We start from the raw sequence: 17827 nt of genomic DNA, 5'->3' as shown, positions 1-17827 counted from the left end.
TTGCCAAACAACAACCATAATACAACAGACTTTGCGTTTTCTTATTCTGACAGGTGTTTGTACAAATCCTTTGCATTATATTCTTCAGGAAGATCCGATTGAAGAAAATATATGGACAATGCTTAGCTCGAAATTATAAAAGGTAAGCCTGATACTACAAAAGAGTTTCGTGTGCCTTTATTGATCAGAAAAGAGTATTTTTTCTTAGAAACTTACAATTGAAATCAGTATAGTTTATACTATTCTACATCTGCAGCAATAATGGCTTTGGTAATTGAATCTGGATCTGCAACAGGTTCACCACGTTTAATTTTATCAACATTTTCCATACCTTCAACAACCTGCCCCCATATGGAATATTGACGATCAAGCCACGGAGCATCTGCAAAACAAATAAAAAACTGAGAGTTAGCAGAATTTGGATTCTGACTCCGTGCCATAGAAACTGTACCACGCTTATGAGAAAGATTTGAAAACTCTGCTGTTAAATTTGGTTTTTCTGCCCCCCCCATACCAGCACGTGATAAATTGAATTTTTCACTATCCTTCTTTCCAAATTGCACATCCCCTGTTTGCGCCATAAAACCATCAATAACGCGATGGAAAATAACATTATCATAAGCACCTTCCCGTACCAGTTCTTTAATACGTGCAACATGACAAGGTGCTAAATCAGCAAAAAGCTCAATAACAACTCTGCCCTTTGTTGTTTCAAGAATTAAAGTATTCTCTGGATTTTTATTCTCAGCCATATGGAAAGCTCCCTTGATTCATTTCTCAACTTGTAAAGTAGCAGCATTAATAACATCAGGATTTTTTACAGATCCATTATTACTTGTCGTACCTTTTTTTATTTTATCAACAACATCCATCCCCTTTATAACCTCTCCAACAACCGTATACTGACCGTTTAAAAAAGCAGCATCATCAAAACAAATGAAGAATTGAGAATTCGCGGAATCCGGATCTTGTGATCGTGCCATCCCAACTGTACCACGCTTAAATGACTGTTTTGAAAACTCTGCCGGTATATTAGGATAATTTGAGCCACCCATACCAACGCGTTTCAGATCAAAATCTCTACTGCCTTTTTTTCCAAATTCTACATCACCAGTTTGCGCCATGAAATTAGAAATTACACGATGAAAAACAACATTATTATAGGCCCCCTCCTCTGTTAATCTTTTGATTTGCGCAACATGTTTTGGCGCCAAATCAGGACGCAGACGAATAATAACATCACCATCTTTGAGAGATAAAACAAGAAGGCTTGCATCACTTGCTGGGCTAGGATTACCAGCGACAGCAGACAATGAAAAAAAACATATCAAAACAGCAAAAATTCTACGAAACACACTTATTCTCCCTTAAAAGATTGGTATTTCGAGCTTAAAGCTTGTGCAACATTGGGCGGTACAAATGGTGTCACATCACCTCCCATAGAGGCAATTTGGCGTACCAATGTAGAAGTTATCGCACGCCCAGAAACACTTGCCGGCAAAAAAACAGTTTGCAATTCAGGAGCTAGAATGCCATTCATCCCTGCCATTTGCATTTCATAATCAAGATCAGTACCATCACGCAATCCACGAACGAGAAATGAAGCACCAACTTCACGCGCCTTTTCAATGAGAAGGTTACTAAATGAAAGAACCTGCAATCGATTAGAATCTGCACCAAATAAGTCCTTCCCGACCTGCGTAATGAAATCAACACGCTCTTCGAAGCTAAAGAGTGTTTTTTTGTCAGCCTGTATCCCTATAGCGACGACCACCTTATCAGCTAACACAAAACACCCTTTCAAAACATCAAGATGACCATTTGTAAGAGGATCAAATGAACCTGCGTAAAGAGCAATTTTCATGATTTTACTCCTTCCTCTTCAAAATTATTTTTCTTCGCTCATATCAATCGTATCAGAATGCTTCACACTTTCATCATCTAATGAACTCGTATCATCTTCAGGTTCAGAAATACGTTCAACCGATACGACTCTTTCACCTTCAGCTGTATTAAAAATCGTAACGCCCTTAGTTGAGCGCCCAGCAGTACGAATTCCCTCAATAGGGACACGAATAAGCTGCCCCCCATCTGATACCAACATAATTTGATCTTGCGCCTTCACCGGAAAAGCCGCTACTAATTTACCAATTTCAGCTGTTTTAGATGGATCTGTTGCGCGAATCCCTTTTCCGCCACGTCCCGAAATCCGGAACTCATAGGAAGAAGAGCGTTTACCATAACCAAACTCACTCACCGTCAAAAGCATTTGTTCACGTGCATGAAGTTCTGCATAACGTTCATCTGTTAACTCTGTTTCAGCACCCCCATCTTCCTCATCAAGAGTTATAATATCTTCAATATCAGCATCTGTACCAGAAGCACGCCGTTCATTCATTACACGTTTAATATAAGCAGAACGCTCAATGGACGTCGCCTCGACATGCTCTAAAATTGTCATCGAAATGACTTTATCGCCTTTAGCTAAATTGATACCACGAACTCCCACAGAATTACGCCCAGCAAAGACCCGAACATCAACAACTGGAAAACGGATACATTGTCCATTGGCTGTTGTTAGAACAACATCATCATGTTCTGTACAGGTTTCAACAGAAAGAATTTCATCTTCTTCATCAAGTTTCATCGCAATTTTACCATTACGATTAACCTGAACGAAATCTGATAATTTATTACGACGCACAGTTCCACGTGTTGTCGCGAACATAATATCTAATGCACTCCAGCTCGCTTCATCTTCAGGCAAAGGCATAATCGTTGTAATACGCTCACCTTGTTGTAAGGGAAGCATATTGATCAAAGCCCGCCCACGCGATTGGGGTGTCCCCAGCGGCAGTCGCCAAACTTTTTCCTTATAAACAATCCCACGTGATGAAAAGAAAAGAACCGGAGTATGCGTATTGGCAACAAACAACCGCGTTACAAAATCCTCATCCTTCGTGGACATACCAGAACGCCCCTTACCACCACGTCGCTGTGCACGATAGGTATTAAGAGGCACACGCTTAATATAGCCACTATGGCTTACCGTTACCACCATATCCTCTGATGCGATCAGATCTTCACTCTCCATCTCAGCGCTACCAAAACCAAATACGGTACGTCGCGGCGTTGCAAATTCCTCACGAAGAGCACTCAACTCATCCTTAACAATACACATAATGCGTACACGTGATGCCAAGATCTCAAGATAGTCAGCAATATCCACACCAATTTTATTCAATTCATCAGCGATTTCATCACGCCCAAGGGCTGTCAATCGTTGCAAACGCAATTCTAAAATAGCACGCGCCTGTTCTTCAGAGAGATTATAAGTACCATCCTCATGAATAATATGACGAGGATCATCAATAAGTTTAATCAAAGGCGCGACATCCATTGCTGGCCAGCGTCGCTCCATTAACTGTGCACGTGCTGTCTGCGGATCAGGAGCTTTGCGAATAAGCGCTATAATTTCATCAATATTGGCAACAGCAAGGGCAAGACCAACCAAAACATGTGCTCGCTCACGCGCTTTACGCAAAAGATATTTTGTTCGCCGACTGACAACTTCTTCCCGAAAAGAAACAAATGCACGAAGCATATCAAGCAACGTCATCTGTTCGGGTTTTCCCCCATTCAAAGCAACCATATTACAACCAAAGGAAGTTTGTAGCGGCGTATACCGATATAATTGGTTTAAAACAACTTCCGCAACAACATCTTTCTTCAGCTCAATAACAACGCGATATCCATCACGATCAGATTCGTCACGCAAATCAGAGATTCCCTCAATGCGTTTATCGCGCACCAATTCAGCCATTTTCTCAATCATTGTTGCCTTATTAACTTGATAAGGGATCTCACTCACAATAATTGCTTGTCGACCACTGCGAATTTCTTCGATCTCAACTTTAGCACGCATAATGATTGAGCCACGCCCTGTTTCATAAGCTGCACGAACACCAGAGTGGCCAAGGATAATACCCCCTGTAGGAAAATCCGGACCAGGAATAATTTCAATTATTTTATCGAGTGTGATATCGGGATTATCAATCAAAGCGATACAACCATCAACGACTTCACCAAGATTATGGGGAGGAATATTGGTTGCCATTCCCACAGCAATCCCCCCTGACCCATTAACCAAAAGATTGGGAAAACGCGCTGGCAAGACAACCGGTTCACGCTCACGCCCATCGTAATTATCCTGAAAATCAACAGTATCTTTATCAATATCAGCTAAAAGTTCTTCTGAAACTTTTTCTAAACGACACTCAGTATAGCGCATAGCCGCGGGTGGATCACCATCAACGGAACCAAAATTTCCCTGACCATCAATCAATGGATTTCTTAAAGAAAAGTCCTGCGCCATACGCACTAAAGCATCATAAATTGAAGCATCACCATGGGGATGGAATTTCCCCATAACCTCACCAACAACACCAGCAGATTTACGATATGACTTATTAAAAGAAAGCCCCATCTCATTCATAGCATAAAGGATACGTCGATGAACAGGCTTAAGACCATCACGAACATCAGGGAGTGCACGTGAAACAATCACGCTCATCGCATAATCGAGATAGGAGCGTTGCATTTCATCAATAATACTGATTGGTTCAATACCTGTTAGCACATCACGTTCTGGGTGTGGAGTAAGATCGGTCACAATTTTAAAACTTTCAAAAAAGAATCATTTCACTTTATTTATATCGAAAAATACACCAAAATGCTAATTTCTCCCCCATGACAAAAAGTCATTTAACAATATTTTTCAATATGTTATTAATTTATGTTAAAATTACCAATAATAATCAACAATTTTCACTTCGCTAAACTTCAAAAATCTGAAACAAACAAATCATAAAGTAATCGTAATACGACAAATAAAGACTCTTAAAAAGGTACGTCATCATCTAATTTGTGTGAAAAATTTTCTCCCAATTGATTATTATTTTGACCAAACGTATTTCTCTGATTTGAGTTACTATCGGCAAAGCCACCACTATAACTCCCCCCTTGACTTGCTCCTTGCTCCCCGCCCGCGGCTCCCCGCCCATCAAGCATTTGTAATTCGCCACGGTACTTTTGCAAAACAACCTCTGTTGTATAACGGTCATTTCCATTTTGATCTTGCCATTTTCTTGTCTGTAACTGCCCCTCAATGTAAATTTTGCTGCCTTTTTTTAAATATTGCTCTGCAACTTTGACAAGGTTTTCATTAAAAATAACAATATTATGCCACTCAGTGCGTTCTTTTCGCTCATTTGTATTCCTATCACGCCAACTTTCTGAAGTAGCAATACGTAAATTTGCCACTTGGTCACCAGAATTCAAACGGCGGATTTCAGGATCCGCACCAAGATTACCAATCAGAATAACTTTATTAAGGCTACCAGCCATCGCATAAACTCCAAAATTTTAATTCGTAAAATACTCTGTTTTATAACAGTTATAACCATCTCGACCTTCAATTTACATGTCTGCAATTGACCTTCAATATGGATATTGCTATCCTTTCCCAATATTGTATCCGTGTAATTATAACAAAAGATGATAAAGACGCATAGTTTATTCCACCACAAGAGAATAAAAAGCTGCTCATTTGTATTTTTCTTTTCACAAAACTTATACCTTCCTTTAGCATTAAAGCAGTTAAACACATTGTAATTCTAAAAAAACAGTTTTATTCCATTTTAGGTGCTCAATTTTTGCCACATATGCCAAGGATAAAGTATGACTCATCAAAAATATATCTCCATTCGCGGTGCACGTGAGCATAACCTTAAAAATATTGATCTCGATCTTCCTCGTGATAAACTCATTGTTATAACAGGACTTTCTGGATCAGGGAAATCATCCTTAGCGTTTGATACAATTTACGCTGAAGGACAGCGTCGCTATGTCGAAAGCCTTTCAGCCTATGCACGCCAATTTTTGGAAGTCATGCAAAAACCTGATGTCGACCGTATAGACGGTCTCTCTCCAGCTATCTCCATTGAACAAAAAACAACCAGTCGCAATCCTCGTTCAACGGTAGGTACCGTTACTGAAATCCACGATTACATGCGTCTTCTCTTTGCACGTATTGGTATTCCTCATTCTCCTGTGACAGGACTTCCTATTGAAAGCCAGACAGTAAGCCAAATGGTGGATCAAATTATGTCCTTACCAGAAGGAACGCGAATTTTTATTATGGCCCCTTTGGTGCGAGGACGAAAGGGAGAATATAAAAAAGAGCTAACAGAACTTTTAAAAAGAGGATTTCAACGCGCTAAAGTTGATGGAAAATTCTATGAAATCGCTGATATTCCACCTCTTGATAAAAAATATAAACACGACATCGATGTCGTGGTAGACCGCATTGTTGTACAGAAGGATATCACCTCTCGCTTGGCTGATAGTATAGAAACCTGTTTACAGCTAGCAAATGGGCTTGCCATTGCTGAAATGGCAGACCAACCCTTAGCACAAAAAGAAACGACAAAGGAATCTGCTCATAAGTCGAAAAATAATACACACAAACGGCTCATTTTTTCAGAAAAGTTTTCCTGCCCTGTATCGGGTTTTTCTATTCCTGAAATTGAACCACGCCTTTTTTCGTTTAATAATCCTTTTGGCGCCTGTCCTCTCTGCGATGGACTGGGCATCAAAAAAGCAATGGATCCACTGAAAATTGTGCCCAATAAAAATCTTACCCTCAAAAATGGCGCCATTGCTCCTTGGGCTAAATCGGATTCACTTTATTATAGCCAAACCCTAGAAGCATTAGGAAAAGCTTACGGTTTCAAACTCACAGATCAATGGTGTGAACTCTCTAATGAAGCACAACAGGCTATTCTCTACGGTACAAAAAGAGATGAAATTTCTTTTATCTATAAAAATAATTCTGGTTCGCATAAAACGACCCAACCTTTTGAAGGAATCATCCCTAATATGGAGAGACGCTGGAAAGAAACTGATTCTGCTTGGTCTCGAGAAGAAATCGAACGTTATATGTCTTCTTCGCCCTGCCCAGCTTGTCACGGTTATCGTTTAAAACCAGAGGCACTTGCTGTAAAAATCAACGGAATGCATATTGGGCAAATATCAGATCTTTCTATTCTAAAAGCAGATGATTGGTTTGCCAATGTTCATCAATATCTCACAGAAAAACAACGTAATATCGCCGTACGTATTTTAAAAGAAATTCGTGAACGTTTGGCTTTTTTAAATCATGTAGGATTGGAATATCTTACCTTGTCTCGAAATTCAGGAACGCTTTCAGGTGGAGAAAGCCAACGCATTCGGTTGGCATCCCAAATTGGTTCTGGTCTTACAGGCGTTCTTTATATTTTAGATGAACCATCTATCGGTTTACACCAACGCGATAACGAACGCCTGTTGGAAATGCTGCGCCATTTGCGCAATCTTGGCAATACAGTTATTGTTGTTGAACATGATGAAGATGCTATTCTCACAGCGGATCATGTTGTCGATATGGGGCCTGCCGCGGGCGTTCATGGTGGAGAAATCATAGCGCAAGGGACACCGCAGGAAATTATAGAAAATTCAGCCTCTCTCACAGGCCAATACCTTTCAGGAAAAATGGCTGTTAAAATGCCGACAGAGCGACGCAAAATATCAAAAACGAAAATACTTAAAATCATCGGCGCCAAAGGCAATAACCTCAAAAATATCAATGCGAATATTCCTCTTGGAACCTTCACATGCATAACTGGTGTTTCTGGAGGAGGAAAATCAACATTTCTTATTGAAACGCTTTTCAAAGCAGCATCACATCATATCATGGGCTCTCATCATACTCCTGCCAGCTATGACAAAATTGAAGGATTAGAATTTCTTGATAAAGTCATCGATATCAACCAGTCCCCTATTGGACGCACCCCACGCTCTAATCCCGCAACCTATACAGGCGCTTTTACACCGATTCGTGAGTGGTTTGCCGATCTTCCAGAATCAAAAGCCCGCGGTTACAAAGCTGGGCGTTTTTCATTTAATGTTAAAGGAGGACGTTGCGAAGCATGTCAAGGTGATGGAGTCATCAAAATTGAAATGCACTTTTTACCTGATGTCTATGTTACTTGCGATGTCTGTAAAGGAAAACGCTATAACCGAGAAACACTAGAAATAAAATTCAAAGGACAGTCTATAGCCGATATTTTGGATATGACAATTGAAAAGGCAGAGGAATTTTTCCAAGCTATTCCCGCTATTCATAATAAAATGGAAACTCTCATTAAAGTAGGATTGGGTTACATAAAAGTAGGACAGCAAGCAACCACACTTTCTGGTGGGGAAGCACAACGTGTAAAACTTGCGAAAGAACTTTCTCGTAAAACAACGGGACGTACACTCTATATTTTGGATGAACCGACAACAGGTTTACATTTTCATGATATTTCCAAACTTCTTGAAGTGCTTCACGAACTAGTCGAGCAAGGCAACACAGTTATAGTCATTGAACATAACCTTGATGTTATAAAGACAGCCGACTGGATTATTGATTTAGGACCAGAAGGTGGAGATCGCGGTGGTGAAATTGTTGCAATTGGACGCCCTGAAGACATCATTAAGGTTCCCGCCTCCTATACGGGAAAATTTCTAAAACATGTTTTACTGCGCCCATCTCTCTATAATTCCAATTCTTAGAAACGCTTTCTATTGTAAAATACAGCATACTAACAAAGCCTGTACTTTTATTATTACCTGTAAACCAACACCTAATTTCAGTGGTGCAACACGTTTGAAGCAAAGACTAAAAACAATTTAGCGCTTTATAAGCTGTTTCAGTTGTCGTATTGCCAAATAGGAACGCGCACATAATTGCGTATTTATTCTCTGTTTTGTTTATACCTGAAACGACCAGACAACCTAAACTGGGAAGAATATGAAGTTTTAAGGGTATAAATAAATTTCTATATTTCCATTTCCTTTTAATTTATCTTTATGATTTTCCAAGGCATCCACAGCAATATCTTATAATGAAGATTGCCATTGCTTCACACTTTTATTTATCGCGTTCCTTAATGAAGATCACATTCCTCACGAAGGAACAAAACGCCCCAAACGGAATATATTTGCGTTGCCAATTCCCACATCTGTTTTAAAGAAACATTTCTCAATGCTCTCAAGCCCATTTCACAACGGCTCCTATGAATGCTATAATGATAAACTCATTATTGTACACCACCATCTTTACATTTATGAATCGGCATCATCACACTTTTTTCCAATATTTTTCTTCCCTACTCCCTAATATTGTAAAGCCTTTAATTATCGAAAGCTTTCATAAAAAGCATTTTATTTCTTTTTTCAAATGTTGTTATCCACACACTCATAACTATTTATGATATATAAAAGTATCGTTTTGATTGATTGACGATAAAAAGATCTAAAATGAGAAAATCTTACGCTATTAGAGTTTCTCATTCAATGTGGAGAGCGTCTAATTATCCTTATAAGTCAAGATATTATCTAATAAAAAAGAAACAAAACTCTTTTATTATATTATTTGAATTCTGTATAAGAATTGTAAGTTTTTTTCCCAAAAAACAGTATTTGGCTGTATTCTACAAAAGAAACTCTCCTAACAAAGCATAGAGTGTCATTATTTTCGACTTTTTGTGCACAAAGTATCTGTTGGACATCTTACAGTTGTCAATATAATGTGATGCAGTCTAAAAAGACAAAATAACGTTGGAGATAATTTCAGCATGAAAAAAATTGAAGCCATTATAAAACCTTTCAAACTTGATGAAGTGAAAGAAGCGCTTCAAAAAATTGGGTTACATGGTATTACAGTAACAGAAGCGAAAGGTTTTGGTCGTCAAAGGGAACATACAGAACTTTATCGTGGTACGAAATATGTTGTTGACTTTCTACCTAAAGTAAAGATTGAAATTGTTGTGTCCGATGAAAAACTGGAACAAACTGTTGATGCAATACGTAAAGCAGCTCAAACCAAACATATAGGGGATGGAAAGATATTTGTCTTTTCCATTGATGATGCAATTCGTATAGGCACGGACGAAACCGGTATCGATGCCCTTTAATAAATAACGAGAAAATTCACTTTTTTATCCACCTCAACGCCATATTAAGGAAATTGAATATGACAACCGCATCAGATATTATCAAACAGATTACAGACAACGAAATCCGTTTTGTTGATTTACGTTTTACTGATCCACGAGGAAAATTGCATCATATTACAATGGATATCGCAGAGATCAGCGAGGATACTTTTAGTGATGGTGTCATGTTTGATGGTTCTTCAATTGCTGGTTGGAAAACAATTAATGAATCTGACATGATTTTAATGCCAGATCCAGCAACAGCACATATTGATCCTTTTTTTGCTCAATCTACTTTGGTCATATTTTGTGATGTACTTGATCCTGTCTCTGGTGAGTTTTATCGTAGAGATCCTCGTTCTATCGCCAAAAGGGCTGAGGTTTATATGAAATCTTTAAACATTGGAGATACAATCAATGTGGGTCCAGAAGCTGAGTTTTTTATCTTTGATGATGTACGCTATAAAACGGACCCTTACAACACAGGGTTTAAACTCGATTCAAGTGAACTTCCCTCTAATGATGATACGGAATATGAAACAGGAAATCTAGGGCATCGCCCACGAATAAAGGGAGGCTACCTTCCTGTTCCGCCGATTGACTCCTGCCAAGATATGCGTTCTGAAATGCTCACAGCACTCAAGGATATGGGCGTACAGGTCGAAAAACACCATCACGAAGTAGCAGCAGGACAACATGAATTGGGTATTCGTTTTGATACACTTGTTCGCGAGGCTGACAAGATGCAAATTTTTAAATATGTTGTACATCAAATAGCAAACAGCTATGGGAAAACAGCAACCTTCATGCCAAAACCAGTTTTTGGTGATAACGGCTCTGGAATGCATGTCCACATTTCCATTTGGAAAGATGGTAAACCCATTTTTGCAGGAAATGAATATGCCGGACTATCAGAAACCTGTCTGTTTTTTATCGGTGGTGTTATTAAGCACGCAAAAGCAATAAATGCTTTTACCAACCCATCCACAAACTCCTATAAACGTTTGGTTCCTGGTTATGAAGCTCCTGTTCTTCTTGCCTATTCAGCACGTAATCGTTCTGCATCTTGCCGTATTCCTATGAGCTCCTCACCAAATTCAAAACGCGTAGAAGTTCGTTTTCCAGACCCAACAGCAAATCCCTATTTGGCATTTGCAGCCCTTTTAATGGCTGGTCTTGACGGTATCAAAAACAAAATTCATCCCGGACATGCTATGGATAAAGATCTTTATGATCTTCCCTTAAAGGAACTTAAAGAAATCCCTACTGTTTCAGGAAGCCTGCGTGAAGCGCTTGAAGCACTTGACAAAGATCGTGGCTTTCTTAAAGCTGGCGACGTTTTTGATGATGATCAGATTAATTCCTTCATTCAAGTAAAGATGCAAGAAGTCTTGCGTTACGAAACAACACCCCATCCTGTTGAATTTGATATGTACTATTCTGTTTAAACAATCAATACGCATTCTTTTGATTTTAAAAATGGAGGCTTTTGCCTCCATTTTTGTGGATATTCTTCTCATGCAAAAGCGCAAGAGGCTTTTTGCTCGTCCGCTTTTCCTTTATAATGTGTTGAATCTCTTCAAATGAATTAACAAAGGTTTCTAATGCCGCGAATTTGTTTTCTCGTTCCCGTTCTTTTATGCATTGTCTTTATCACATCAACAACTAAAGCACATACAATAACCAACCAAAAACTTACAACTCTTGAGAAAGCAACATCTGCTTATAGTAAAGCACTTAAAAATGCCGATGCAAATGCCATCTTAAATGCTATTCCTCCCCAAGTCATCAACCGCTTAACCGCCAAAAAAAATCTTAATCAATCACAATTTCTACAAATCATGAAAAGCCAAATAGAACGGTTGGCAGAAAGTTACAAGATTGAAACGATCAACATTGATCAAAAACAAAAACGTGAAGGTACCCTTGATAATGGTACCCCTTATTTTGTTATACCCGTGGAGCTTGTAACCACAACAAATGCTGGAAAAAAATGCTCTATTCAAACTGAAATTATTGCCCTACTTCACGATAACCAATGGTATTTTATCCGTGGCAATGACGAAGCGCTCTTAACCATAACCAATGAACTATTTCCTGGACTTGATAAAGTAAAAACCAATCCTCAAAAAGTCACAAAAATACTCTGAGCGAAAAGAATGCACGTAAATAAAAGATTTTCCCCTATAAACAAGTTGTAACAATTGTAGCAGCAGCATTAAATTCAACTTTTTTATGAGCACGGCGTGCTATTGTGTCTTTATCCGTTCCCCATTGCTCCATCATCCAATCTTCATCTAAATGGGCAATAGACCAAGCATGATCAGCATCAATGTTTCCCGCAGCAACAGCAAGAGCAATGAGAGCAGATCCCGTTAATGTTGTCATCATATGAAGTGCCGCAAGTATATAAGCAGACTCAACTCTACGTAAATAATGACTCACAGCTTGAAGTGCTTCTGGTGATTGTTCCACATGCATCAGCCCTTCTGTCAAATAAAACCGCGCACCCAGTTTTTTTTCTGCCCAATCTAATAAAGGATCCCATTGTTCAGATTGTTTTTGCACCAACTCTTTAGGTGTCTGTGCACGATAAAAGATCATATCACATGCAACGAAACGCAATAAATCTTCAAAAACCGCCTGCATATCATCAGCGATACCATCAATAACAGTATTAACCAAACGCGTCATCGGCATTTTTGCAGGATCAACAACGTGCTTTTGGTTCTCAAATTCCTGAGCAACGTATTCAGCAAACACTTCTGTTGGCACATGAAAATGACGCCTTGCGGGCGTTTTTACAGGACGTTCATCCAACAAAATCGTAAAGCCGCCCTCCTCACAAGCGATCTTCACTTGCTTATAAAACCGTTTTGGGTGTGATTGGAATGAAAGATTTTGAATCTTTTGAACAGAACTCTTTTTATTCAATGGCATATCAAAATGATCCAAAATCTCACGCATATTTGTTTACCTCTGATTTTTTCAAGAAAGCGACTGTTTCTTTAGGTTCTGTAGCTTCAATAAGGTTTAATCTGACCTTCTTAACGATTCCAAAGAAGAAAAAAATCTTGCCAATCTCAATCTAACTTAAGAGTTATATTTCATGTTTCTTTTACAAACAAGACAATGATGATTGCCTTTTATATATTTAATACAATCATAATAGTAAAACAATTTTTAAAAGTATTATCTTAATTAAGACGTTAAATATATTGAGTTTTATGGCAAAGATGTTCACGCCTTACCAATTTGCTTATTATTCACCTATAATAGTATTATCAATATGAACAGATTCAAAAACGCTGCTCATCCAAAAAATGATAGAGCAGTACGGTTTACGTGTCATTCACCTTCGCTTAACCATTCCAATAATTCTCTAACATATCCAATAAATACCCTGCATAGAATTTTTCTGCTCAATTACTCCCCTAAAAGACAATGTTTTACGGCATGATAGAATAATGAACAGACAAAATTATAATTGTAAATTTTCTTTCATATATACATTATTTTATAAAGCACTAAATTACTTAACGCATTGTGCTTGATATACTCTACATATTACAATAGTTTAAATTTAGTCATATAATTATAAAGAATAGAGATCATGCAATCTGAAAATAATACTTTTATCTATACACTTGGCCCTGCAGATACTAACTGTGCAGCAGCAGCACAGTGGTGGCTTGACAATCACAATAGAAGTGTTTTGTTCACTGACTCGAGATCCCGTATTATCTTATACGCAACTCTTGAAGAAGCATTTAATGAATTTGCTCAGAAAAAGGATGGATATCTCTTAAGCTGTGCTGCTTACCCTGATTTGCATACACTCATATTTACCCGTTTAGGTGATATGCAATTATTTGACAGCTTTATCATGCCTACTCACTCTATGGTTTTAGCTAAACGCAATAACATTGATGAAATTAAAACCGTAGCGACTCATCCTGCCCCGCAATCTCTGGTAGCTCATCAATATGACAAAGTATTTGCCAACAGCAATGCTGATGCAGCCGTTTCTTTGTAAGGCTGAAAAAGCCGATGCTTGTATCACAACATCGGTTGCGGCAAATCGCTATAGGCTGAGTATTGTCGAAAATTTTGGACAAGTGCCAATGGCCTTTTTGCTCCACTCACTAAAGTCAACTAATCATGAAAAAATCTGAAGCGCTTCTTTCCATTGTTAACTTAGTTGACAAATTCCGTATGCGCCAAGAACGAGATGGGAGCATTAAAGAACCAACTTCAGCAGATAATAATATGATCAATGAATTGATCACTCTGCTGAACCACCATGCTAATATTCTTGACGGATTATCTCCAAAACTTTTAGCGACCATTTCTGATGATCTTCATCAGTGGATGATCAGCGGTTTAACGACCCCTCCTCAATTTGATAACACTTTGGCTGCTTTCAAAGCCCCATTACCAGATGCTCCCTTGTTTTTCTTGGCTCCAATGCGTGCAACAAATGGACCTGATCCAGAAGGATTCCGGCTGGAATTAGTTACAGGATATCGTCATGAAACGGCCTATCTTGCTGACGCCTCAAAATATACAAATAATTATCTGTCACCTTTTCAATGTATAAAAATGGGAATAGCATCAAGAGGTTTTTTAGAAGGCAATTGCATTGTTCTATTCCCAGAATCTGTAGCAACTGCTCAAAAAATTGTTAAGCAAGCATTTGCTTTGTTTTTTTCAGTAAATTCTTTGATATTTACAATAAGCAAACAATTGTGGAAGCTGAACGTTTACTCGGCCGTGATAGTAAATTCCTATTCGGTCAATTGCATAGTCGAAACTTATCTAAAGAAGACATTTACGATGCTCGCTGTTTGTGGGGCTATTATCATGACTATGCACATCATACTGGACCGCGGCCATTGGATAAAAATCTATATATAAAATTAAATTGGTTCACTGGTCTTCTAGAAGAAACTAAAGTTGATTTAATTACAGTGCGTATTATGCTACAAAATCACCCAAAATTTTGGAAAGAAATAACTGAATTTGTCCTATTAGAACGCATATTCCGTTATCCAAAAGATTCTGATCAGCATATGACATTCGATGCTGGTACAGGGATCTTGCTTTTTGAAATATTGATGCGGAACAAAGCATTGATTGAAACAAATCAAGGTTATCTTCAATTTGATTTGGAGTGTCTTGAAAAAGTAATAATATTGATGATAGCAGATATAGAAGCACTTGAAGCATTAGATGATGACGCTTATTTGGCAGGAGCTAAAGATTATATCCAAAATAATCTTGGAAAACCACAGACCTCAAAGTCACGATTTAATTTTTCAACATCATCTTATGCACAGCGAGTGATTAGAGGATTAAATCATTGAGTTTTATAAAAGGACGATTACTATTATTTACTTTTGCCATTCTAGCATTGTTTTCCATAAGTTGGTTATTATCTAAGAATTTGGTTAGCAATATACCCGTCATGCATGCGGTTGGACTTAGGTTGTTTGCCACCGCTGCCACCTTATGGCTGATTGCAGTATTTCGTGAGAAAGCTGTTTTCAGATCCCTACCATTGCTTTCCATGATACCTTCTTTTTTAATTCTATCAGTATTAGGATTCTCGCTGTATTTTGTATGCAGCTTTGGTGCATTAAAATCACTCAAAGCCAGTGATTTAACCATGGTGCTCGCTACTATTCCAGGAATTACTTATATATTAGGTGCATTGACAAATGTCCTTAAATTCTCATGGCTGAAGCTTAGTGGAGTGATAATTGTCAGTGTAGCAGCTGTGGCATTCAATATAAACAATGGAGAAGGTGGATACAGCCTAATAGGAATAGCTCTTGCTTTAACAGCAGCCCTTTCTTACTCTGCTTATGGCTTATTGTCTAAACGTTATCTTAAAAATTTACCTTTGCTCACCTCACTGGCTTGGATCACGACAATTTCTGCAGCATCATTTATGCCATTATTTATTTTTGATCCTGCCCCACTCTTATATCTTAAGTTAGAAGATATATTTAAAATATTGATTTTAGGAACTGTTTGCTCGGCACCAGTTTACGTATTATACTAAAAAGTTTTAGCCGAAGGAGGCGTATTATACGCCAACACTATCGGCGTATTATCCCCTTTTGCAGTGGTTGCATGTGAATGGATAATCGACTCGAGCCCTTCTCTCAACATTATCAAAATAATTGCTATGATTGTAGTTGTTATAGGGATGACACTCTTATTTATAGATGCATCAAAGGTATCTACATGGCAACATAAACGCCATTCTCAAAACTCCAAATTTAATAAGGAAACAAAATGAAAAAACTCGCGTTAGTTTGCCAGCGCAATGCAAAATTACCATTTATATTTGAAGCAGCACAAGCAGCTAATATCGAATTAGTAATGATCTATGATACCGCTGAAAGCGCTCCCACTCAACACCCCGCAGCAGTCACTTCAACTTGGCAACTTCCTGTTTTTGATAACCCAGAGCTAGCTCTAGACACTTTTGCAACAGGAGCAAAAGAACGCAATATTGCTGGGGTTATGACCCTTCGCGAAGAAGCCATTCTATGGACAGCTTTGGCTGCAAAAAAAATCAATACTCCAAGTATTGAACCAGAAGTAGCAGCATTAACCAGAAATAAATATCTCATGCGTCAAGCTTTTGCTAAAGCAGGCTTAAGAACACCAGGATTCTTTTATATAGATAATCCAGAAGACCTATCACAAGTACATGCCTTAGACTGTCCACTCGTTATTAAACCCGTCTCTGGATGGGCAAGTGCAGGCGTCATGTTAGCTAAAAATTCCACCGAACTTCCTGATCTCATTAAAGCCGTATGGAATGTTCAGCATAAAGACATGGCACGTTTTAATGATAAAAATAAACCTGTAGGTTTAGTCGTAGAACAGTATTTGTCAGGAAAAGAGTTTGTCGTAGAATGCTTTGTTGATACAGCAGGTGTACACGTTCTATCCGTTGGAGACAAGGGACAGCCTGAGGGACCATGGTTTGAAGAAACAATTTATCGTCAACGCTGTGATATAGATGATCCTTTAATTATTGCTTTATGTGAGGCTGCATGCTCTGGAGTTAAAGCTCTTGGTATAAATATGGGAGCTGCCCATGTAGAGCTACGCCTAGATACTAATAATTTACCTTATATCATTGAGATAGGCGCTCGTATAGGTGGATCAGGTGTTTCCCATTTTATTGTTGAGCAAGGTACAGGAATTTCATTTGCAAAACTATGTATGAATGCCGCTTTAGCTGAACAAACCCCAGACCTTCCCGATATACTCCCAACTGAAAAAGTGGCGGCAAATTATATTATTCCTCTTCATGGGTATGGACGGTTTTCTGGATTTTCAGGTCTAGATAAGGTTGCACAGCATCCTCAAACCGCCAGAACTATCATTTTTTTTGAAACCAATCACATTTCACCACCTCCACCAGCATTTGGTGGATATCCTGGTTTTATTTTCTCTGTTCATAACTCAAACGAAGAAGCACGCAATTACCATAAATGGCTCGATGATACCTTAAGCATCATATGGCAAAATACTGATTTATAATGATAATTTATCGTTATTCATATTGAATGAGAACGCCGATATCGTAGGATTTTCTCATTTTAAATCTGTTTATCAGATGAACAAATTTTTTAAAGCATTTGAAAAATGCTATAGTAGATAAAAATAAATCAACACGATATTTTCATATTTATTAAAACACATGATATCATTATTAAAAGAAG

At 38.3% G+C, this 17827-nt stretch carries 15 protein-coding genes; 9 read left to right on the top strand and 6 right to left on the bottom strand.

Annotated features, from left to right (window positions below):
* Positions 1 to 239 precede the first annotated feature (239 nt).
* The 5 genes from ACFIK2_RS03535 to ssb form a co-directional block, all read right to left on the bottom strand.
* The gene (locus ACFIK2_RS03535; protein ID WP_375611520.1) at positions 240 to 752 is read right to left on the bottom strand and encodes a peptidylprolyl isomerase; all 513 of its coding nucleotides are present in this window, start codon (positions 750 to 752) and stop codon (positions 240 to 242) included.
* Between the two features lie 18 nt (positions 753 to 770).
* Positions 771 to 1355 carry a peptidylprolyl isomerase gene (locus ACFIK2_RS03530; protein WP_375633838.1) on the bottom strand — a complete coding sequence of 195 codons (585 nt, stop codon included), beginning with the start codon at positions 1353 to 1355 and terminating at the stop codon, positions 771 to 773.
* Positions 1356 to 1357: 2 nt separating this feature from the next.
* Positions 1358 to 1864: a pantetheine-phosphate adenylyltransferase gene (coaD, locus tag ACFIK2_RS03525; RefSeq protein WP_375633839.1), complete on the bottom strand. Its 507-nt coding sequence runs from the start codon at positions 1862 to 1864 to the stop codon at positions 1358 to 1360.
* A 24-nt stretch (positions 1865 to 1888) separates the two neighbouring features.
* A complete protein-coding gene (gene gyrA, locus ACFIK2_RS03520; protein ID WP_375636823.1) occupies positions 1889 to 4672 on the bottom strand; it encodes a DNA gyrase subunit A in 2784 nt (927 codons plus the stop codon).
* Between the two features lie 227 nt (positions 4673 to 4899).
* On the bottom strand, positions 4900 to 5406 hold the full coding sequence (ssb, locus tag ACFIK2_RS03515) for a single-stranded DNA-binding protein (RefSeq protein WP_375633841.1): 507 nt from the start codon (positions 5404 to 5406) through the stop codon (positions 4900 to 4902).
* Between the two features lie 333 nt (positions 5407 to 5739).
* Between ssb and uvrA the strand changes: the two genes are divergently transcribed.
* The 4 genes from uvrA (at position 5740) to ACFIK2_RS03495 (ending at position 12229) form a co-directional block, all read left to right on the top strand.
* Positions 5740 to 8655, top strand: coding sequence for an excinuclease ABC subunit UvrA (gene uvrA, locus ACFIK2_RS03510; RefSeq protein WP_375643017.1), 2916 nt, complete (start codon positions 5740 to 5742; stop codon positions 8653 to 8655).
* Between the two features lie 1064 nt (positions 8656 to 9719).
* Positions 9720 to 10058 (top strand): P-II family nitrogen regulator, encoded by a 339-nt coding sequence (locus ACFIK2_RS03505; RefSeq protein WP_015856528.1) that lies wholly within the window; start codon positions 9720 to 9722, stop codon positions 10056 to 10058.
* A gap of 59 nt (positions 10059 to 10117) precedes the next feature.
* Positions 10118 to 11527 carry a type I glutamate--ammonia ligase gene (gene glnA, locus ACFIK2_RS03500; protein WP_375634454.1) on the top strand — a complete coding sequence of 470 codons (1410 nt, stop codon included), beginning with the start codon at positions 10118 to 10120 and terminating at the stop codon, positions 11525 to 11527.
* Between the two features lie 156 nt (positions 11528 to 11683).
* Positions 11684 to 12229, top strand: coding sequence for a hypothetical protein (locus ACFIK2_RS03495; protein ID WP_375621407.1), 546 nt, complete (start codon positions 11684 to 11686; stop codon positions 12227 to 12229).
* 34 nt (positions 12230 to 12263) lie between these two features.
* Here the strand turns inward: ACFIK2_RS03495 and ACFIK2_RS03490 are convergent, their stop codons facing one another.
* Positions 12264 to 13046: an ATP12 family chaperone protein gene (locus ACFIK2_RS03490; protein ID WP_375643021.1), complete on the bottom strand. Its 783-nt coding sequence runs from the start codon at positions 13044 to 13046 to the stop codon at positions 12264 to 12266.
* 646 nt (positions 13047 to 13692) lie between these two features.
* On the opposite strand from ACFIK2_RS03490, the gene ACFIK2_RS03485 reads away from it, so the two are divergent.
* From ACFIK2_RS03485 to ACFIK2_RS03465, 5 genes are all read left to right on the top strand, one after another.
* A complete protein-coding gene (locus tag ACFIK2_RS03485; protein WP_375634453.1) occupies positions 13693 to 14115 on the top strand; it encodes a hypothetical protein in 423 nt (140 codons plus the stop codon).
* Between the two features lie 125 nt (positions 14116 to 14240).
* Entirely contained in the window at positions 14241 to 14996 is a 756-nt protein-coding gene (locus ACFIK2_RS03480; RefSeq protein ID WP_375634452.1) for a DUF6421 family protein, read from the top strand.
* Positions 14975 to 15445: a hypothetical protein gene (locus ACFIK2_RS03475; RefSeq protein WP_375633846.1), complete on the top strand. Its 471-nt coding sequence runs from the start codon at positions 14975 to 14977 to the stop codon at positions 15443 to 15445. The genes ACFIK2_RS03480 and ACFIK2_RS03475 overlap by 22 nt, the downstream gene beginning before the upstream one ends.
* Entirely contained in the window at positions 15442 to 16146 is a 705-nt protein-coding gene (locus tag ACFIK2_RS03470) for a DMT family transporter (protein ID WP_375676885.1), read from the top strand. Before ACFIK2_RS03475 ends, ACFIK2_RS03470 begins: the two co-directional genes overlap by 4 nt.
* A 236-nt stretch (positions 16147 to 16382) precedes the next feature.
* Positions 16383 to 17645, top strand: coding sequence for an acetyl-CoA carboxylase biotin carboxylase subunit family protein (locus ACFIK2_RS03465; protein WP_375636820.1), 1263 nt, complete (start codon positions 16383 to 16385; stop codon positions 17643 to 17645).
* The last annotated feature ends 182 nt before the right edge of the window (positions 17646 to 17827 follow it).

Source organism: Bartonella sp. AP88XZML (genome assembly GCF_042195565.1).
Classification (GTDB): Bacteria; Pseudomonadota; Alphaproteobacteria; order Rhizobiales; family Rhizobiaceae; genus Bartonella.
The sequence above is the reverse complement of the archived record's forward strand: the minus strand, read 5'-3'. Positions and strand labels throughout refer to the sequence as shown.

What these genes read in the sequence shown, in the direction of transcription:
- ACFIK2_RS03495 (WP_375621407.1), top strand. Translation starts at nt 11,684, where the DNA reads ATGCCGCGAATTTGTTTTCTCGTTCCCGTTCTTTTATGCATTGTCTTT.
- ACFIK2_RS03535 (WP_375611520.1), bottom strand. Translation starts at nt 752, where the DNA reads ATGGCTGAGAATAAAAATCCAGAGAATACTTTAATTCTTGAAACAACA.
- ACFIK2_RS03465 (WP_375636820.1), top strand. Translation starts at nt 16,383, where the DNA reads ATGAAAAAACTCGCGTTAGTTTGCCAGCGCAATGCAAAATTACCATTT.
- glnA (WP_375634454.1), top strand. Translation starts at nt 10,118, where the DNA reads ATGACAACCGCATCAGATATTATCAAACAGATTACAGACAACGAAATC.
- uvrA (WP_375643017.1), top strand. Translation starts at nt 5,740, where the DNA reads ATGACTCATCAAAAATATATCTCCATTCGCGGTGCACGTGAGCATAAC.
- coaD (WP_375633839.1), bottom strand. Translation starts at nt 1,864, where the DNA reads ATGAAAATTGCTCTTTACGCAGGTTCATTTGATCCTCTTACAAATGGT.
- ACFIK2_RS03505 (WP_015856528.1), top strand. Translation starts at nt 9,720, where the DNA reads ATGAAAAAAATTGAAGCCATTATAAAACCTTTCAAACTTGATGAAGTG.
- ACFIK2_RS03480 (WP_375634452.1), top strand. Translation starts at nt 14,241, where the DNA reads ATGAAAAAATCTGAAGCGCTTCTTTCCATTGTTAACTTAGTTGACAAA.
- ACFIK2_RS03490 (WP_375643021.1), bottom strand. Translation starts at nt 13,046, where the DNA reads ATGCGTGAGATTTTGGATCATTTTGATATGCCATTGAATAAAAAGAGT.
- ssb (WP_375633841.1), bottom strand. Translation starts at nt 5,406, where the DNA reads ATGGCTGGTAGCCTTAATAAAGTTATTCTGATTGGTAATCTTGGTGCG.
- ACFIK2_RS03485 (WP_375634453.1), top strand. Translation starts at nt 13,693, where the DNA reads ATGCAATCTGAAAATAATACTTTTATCTATACACTTGGCCCTGCAGAT.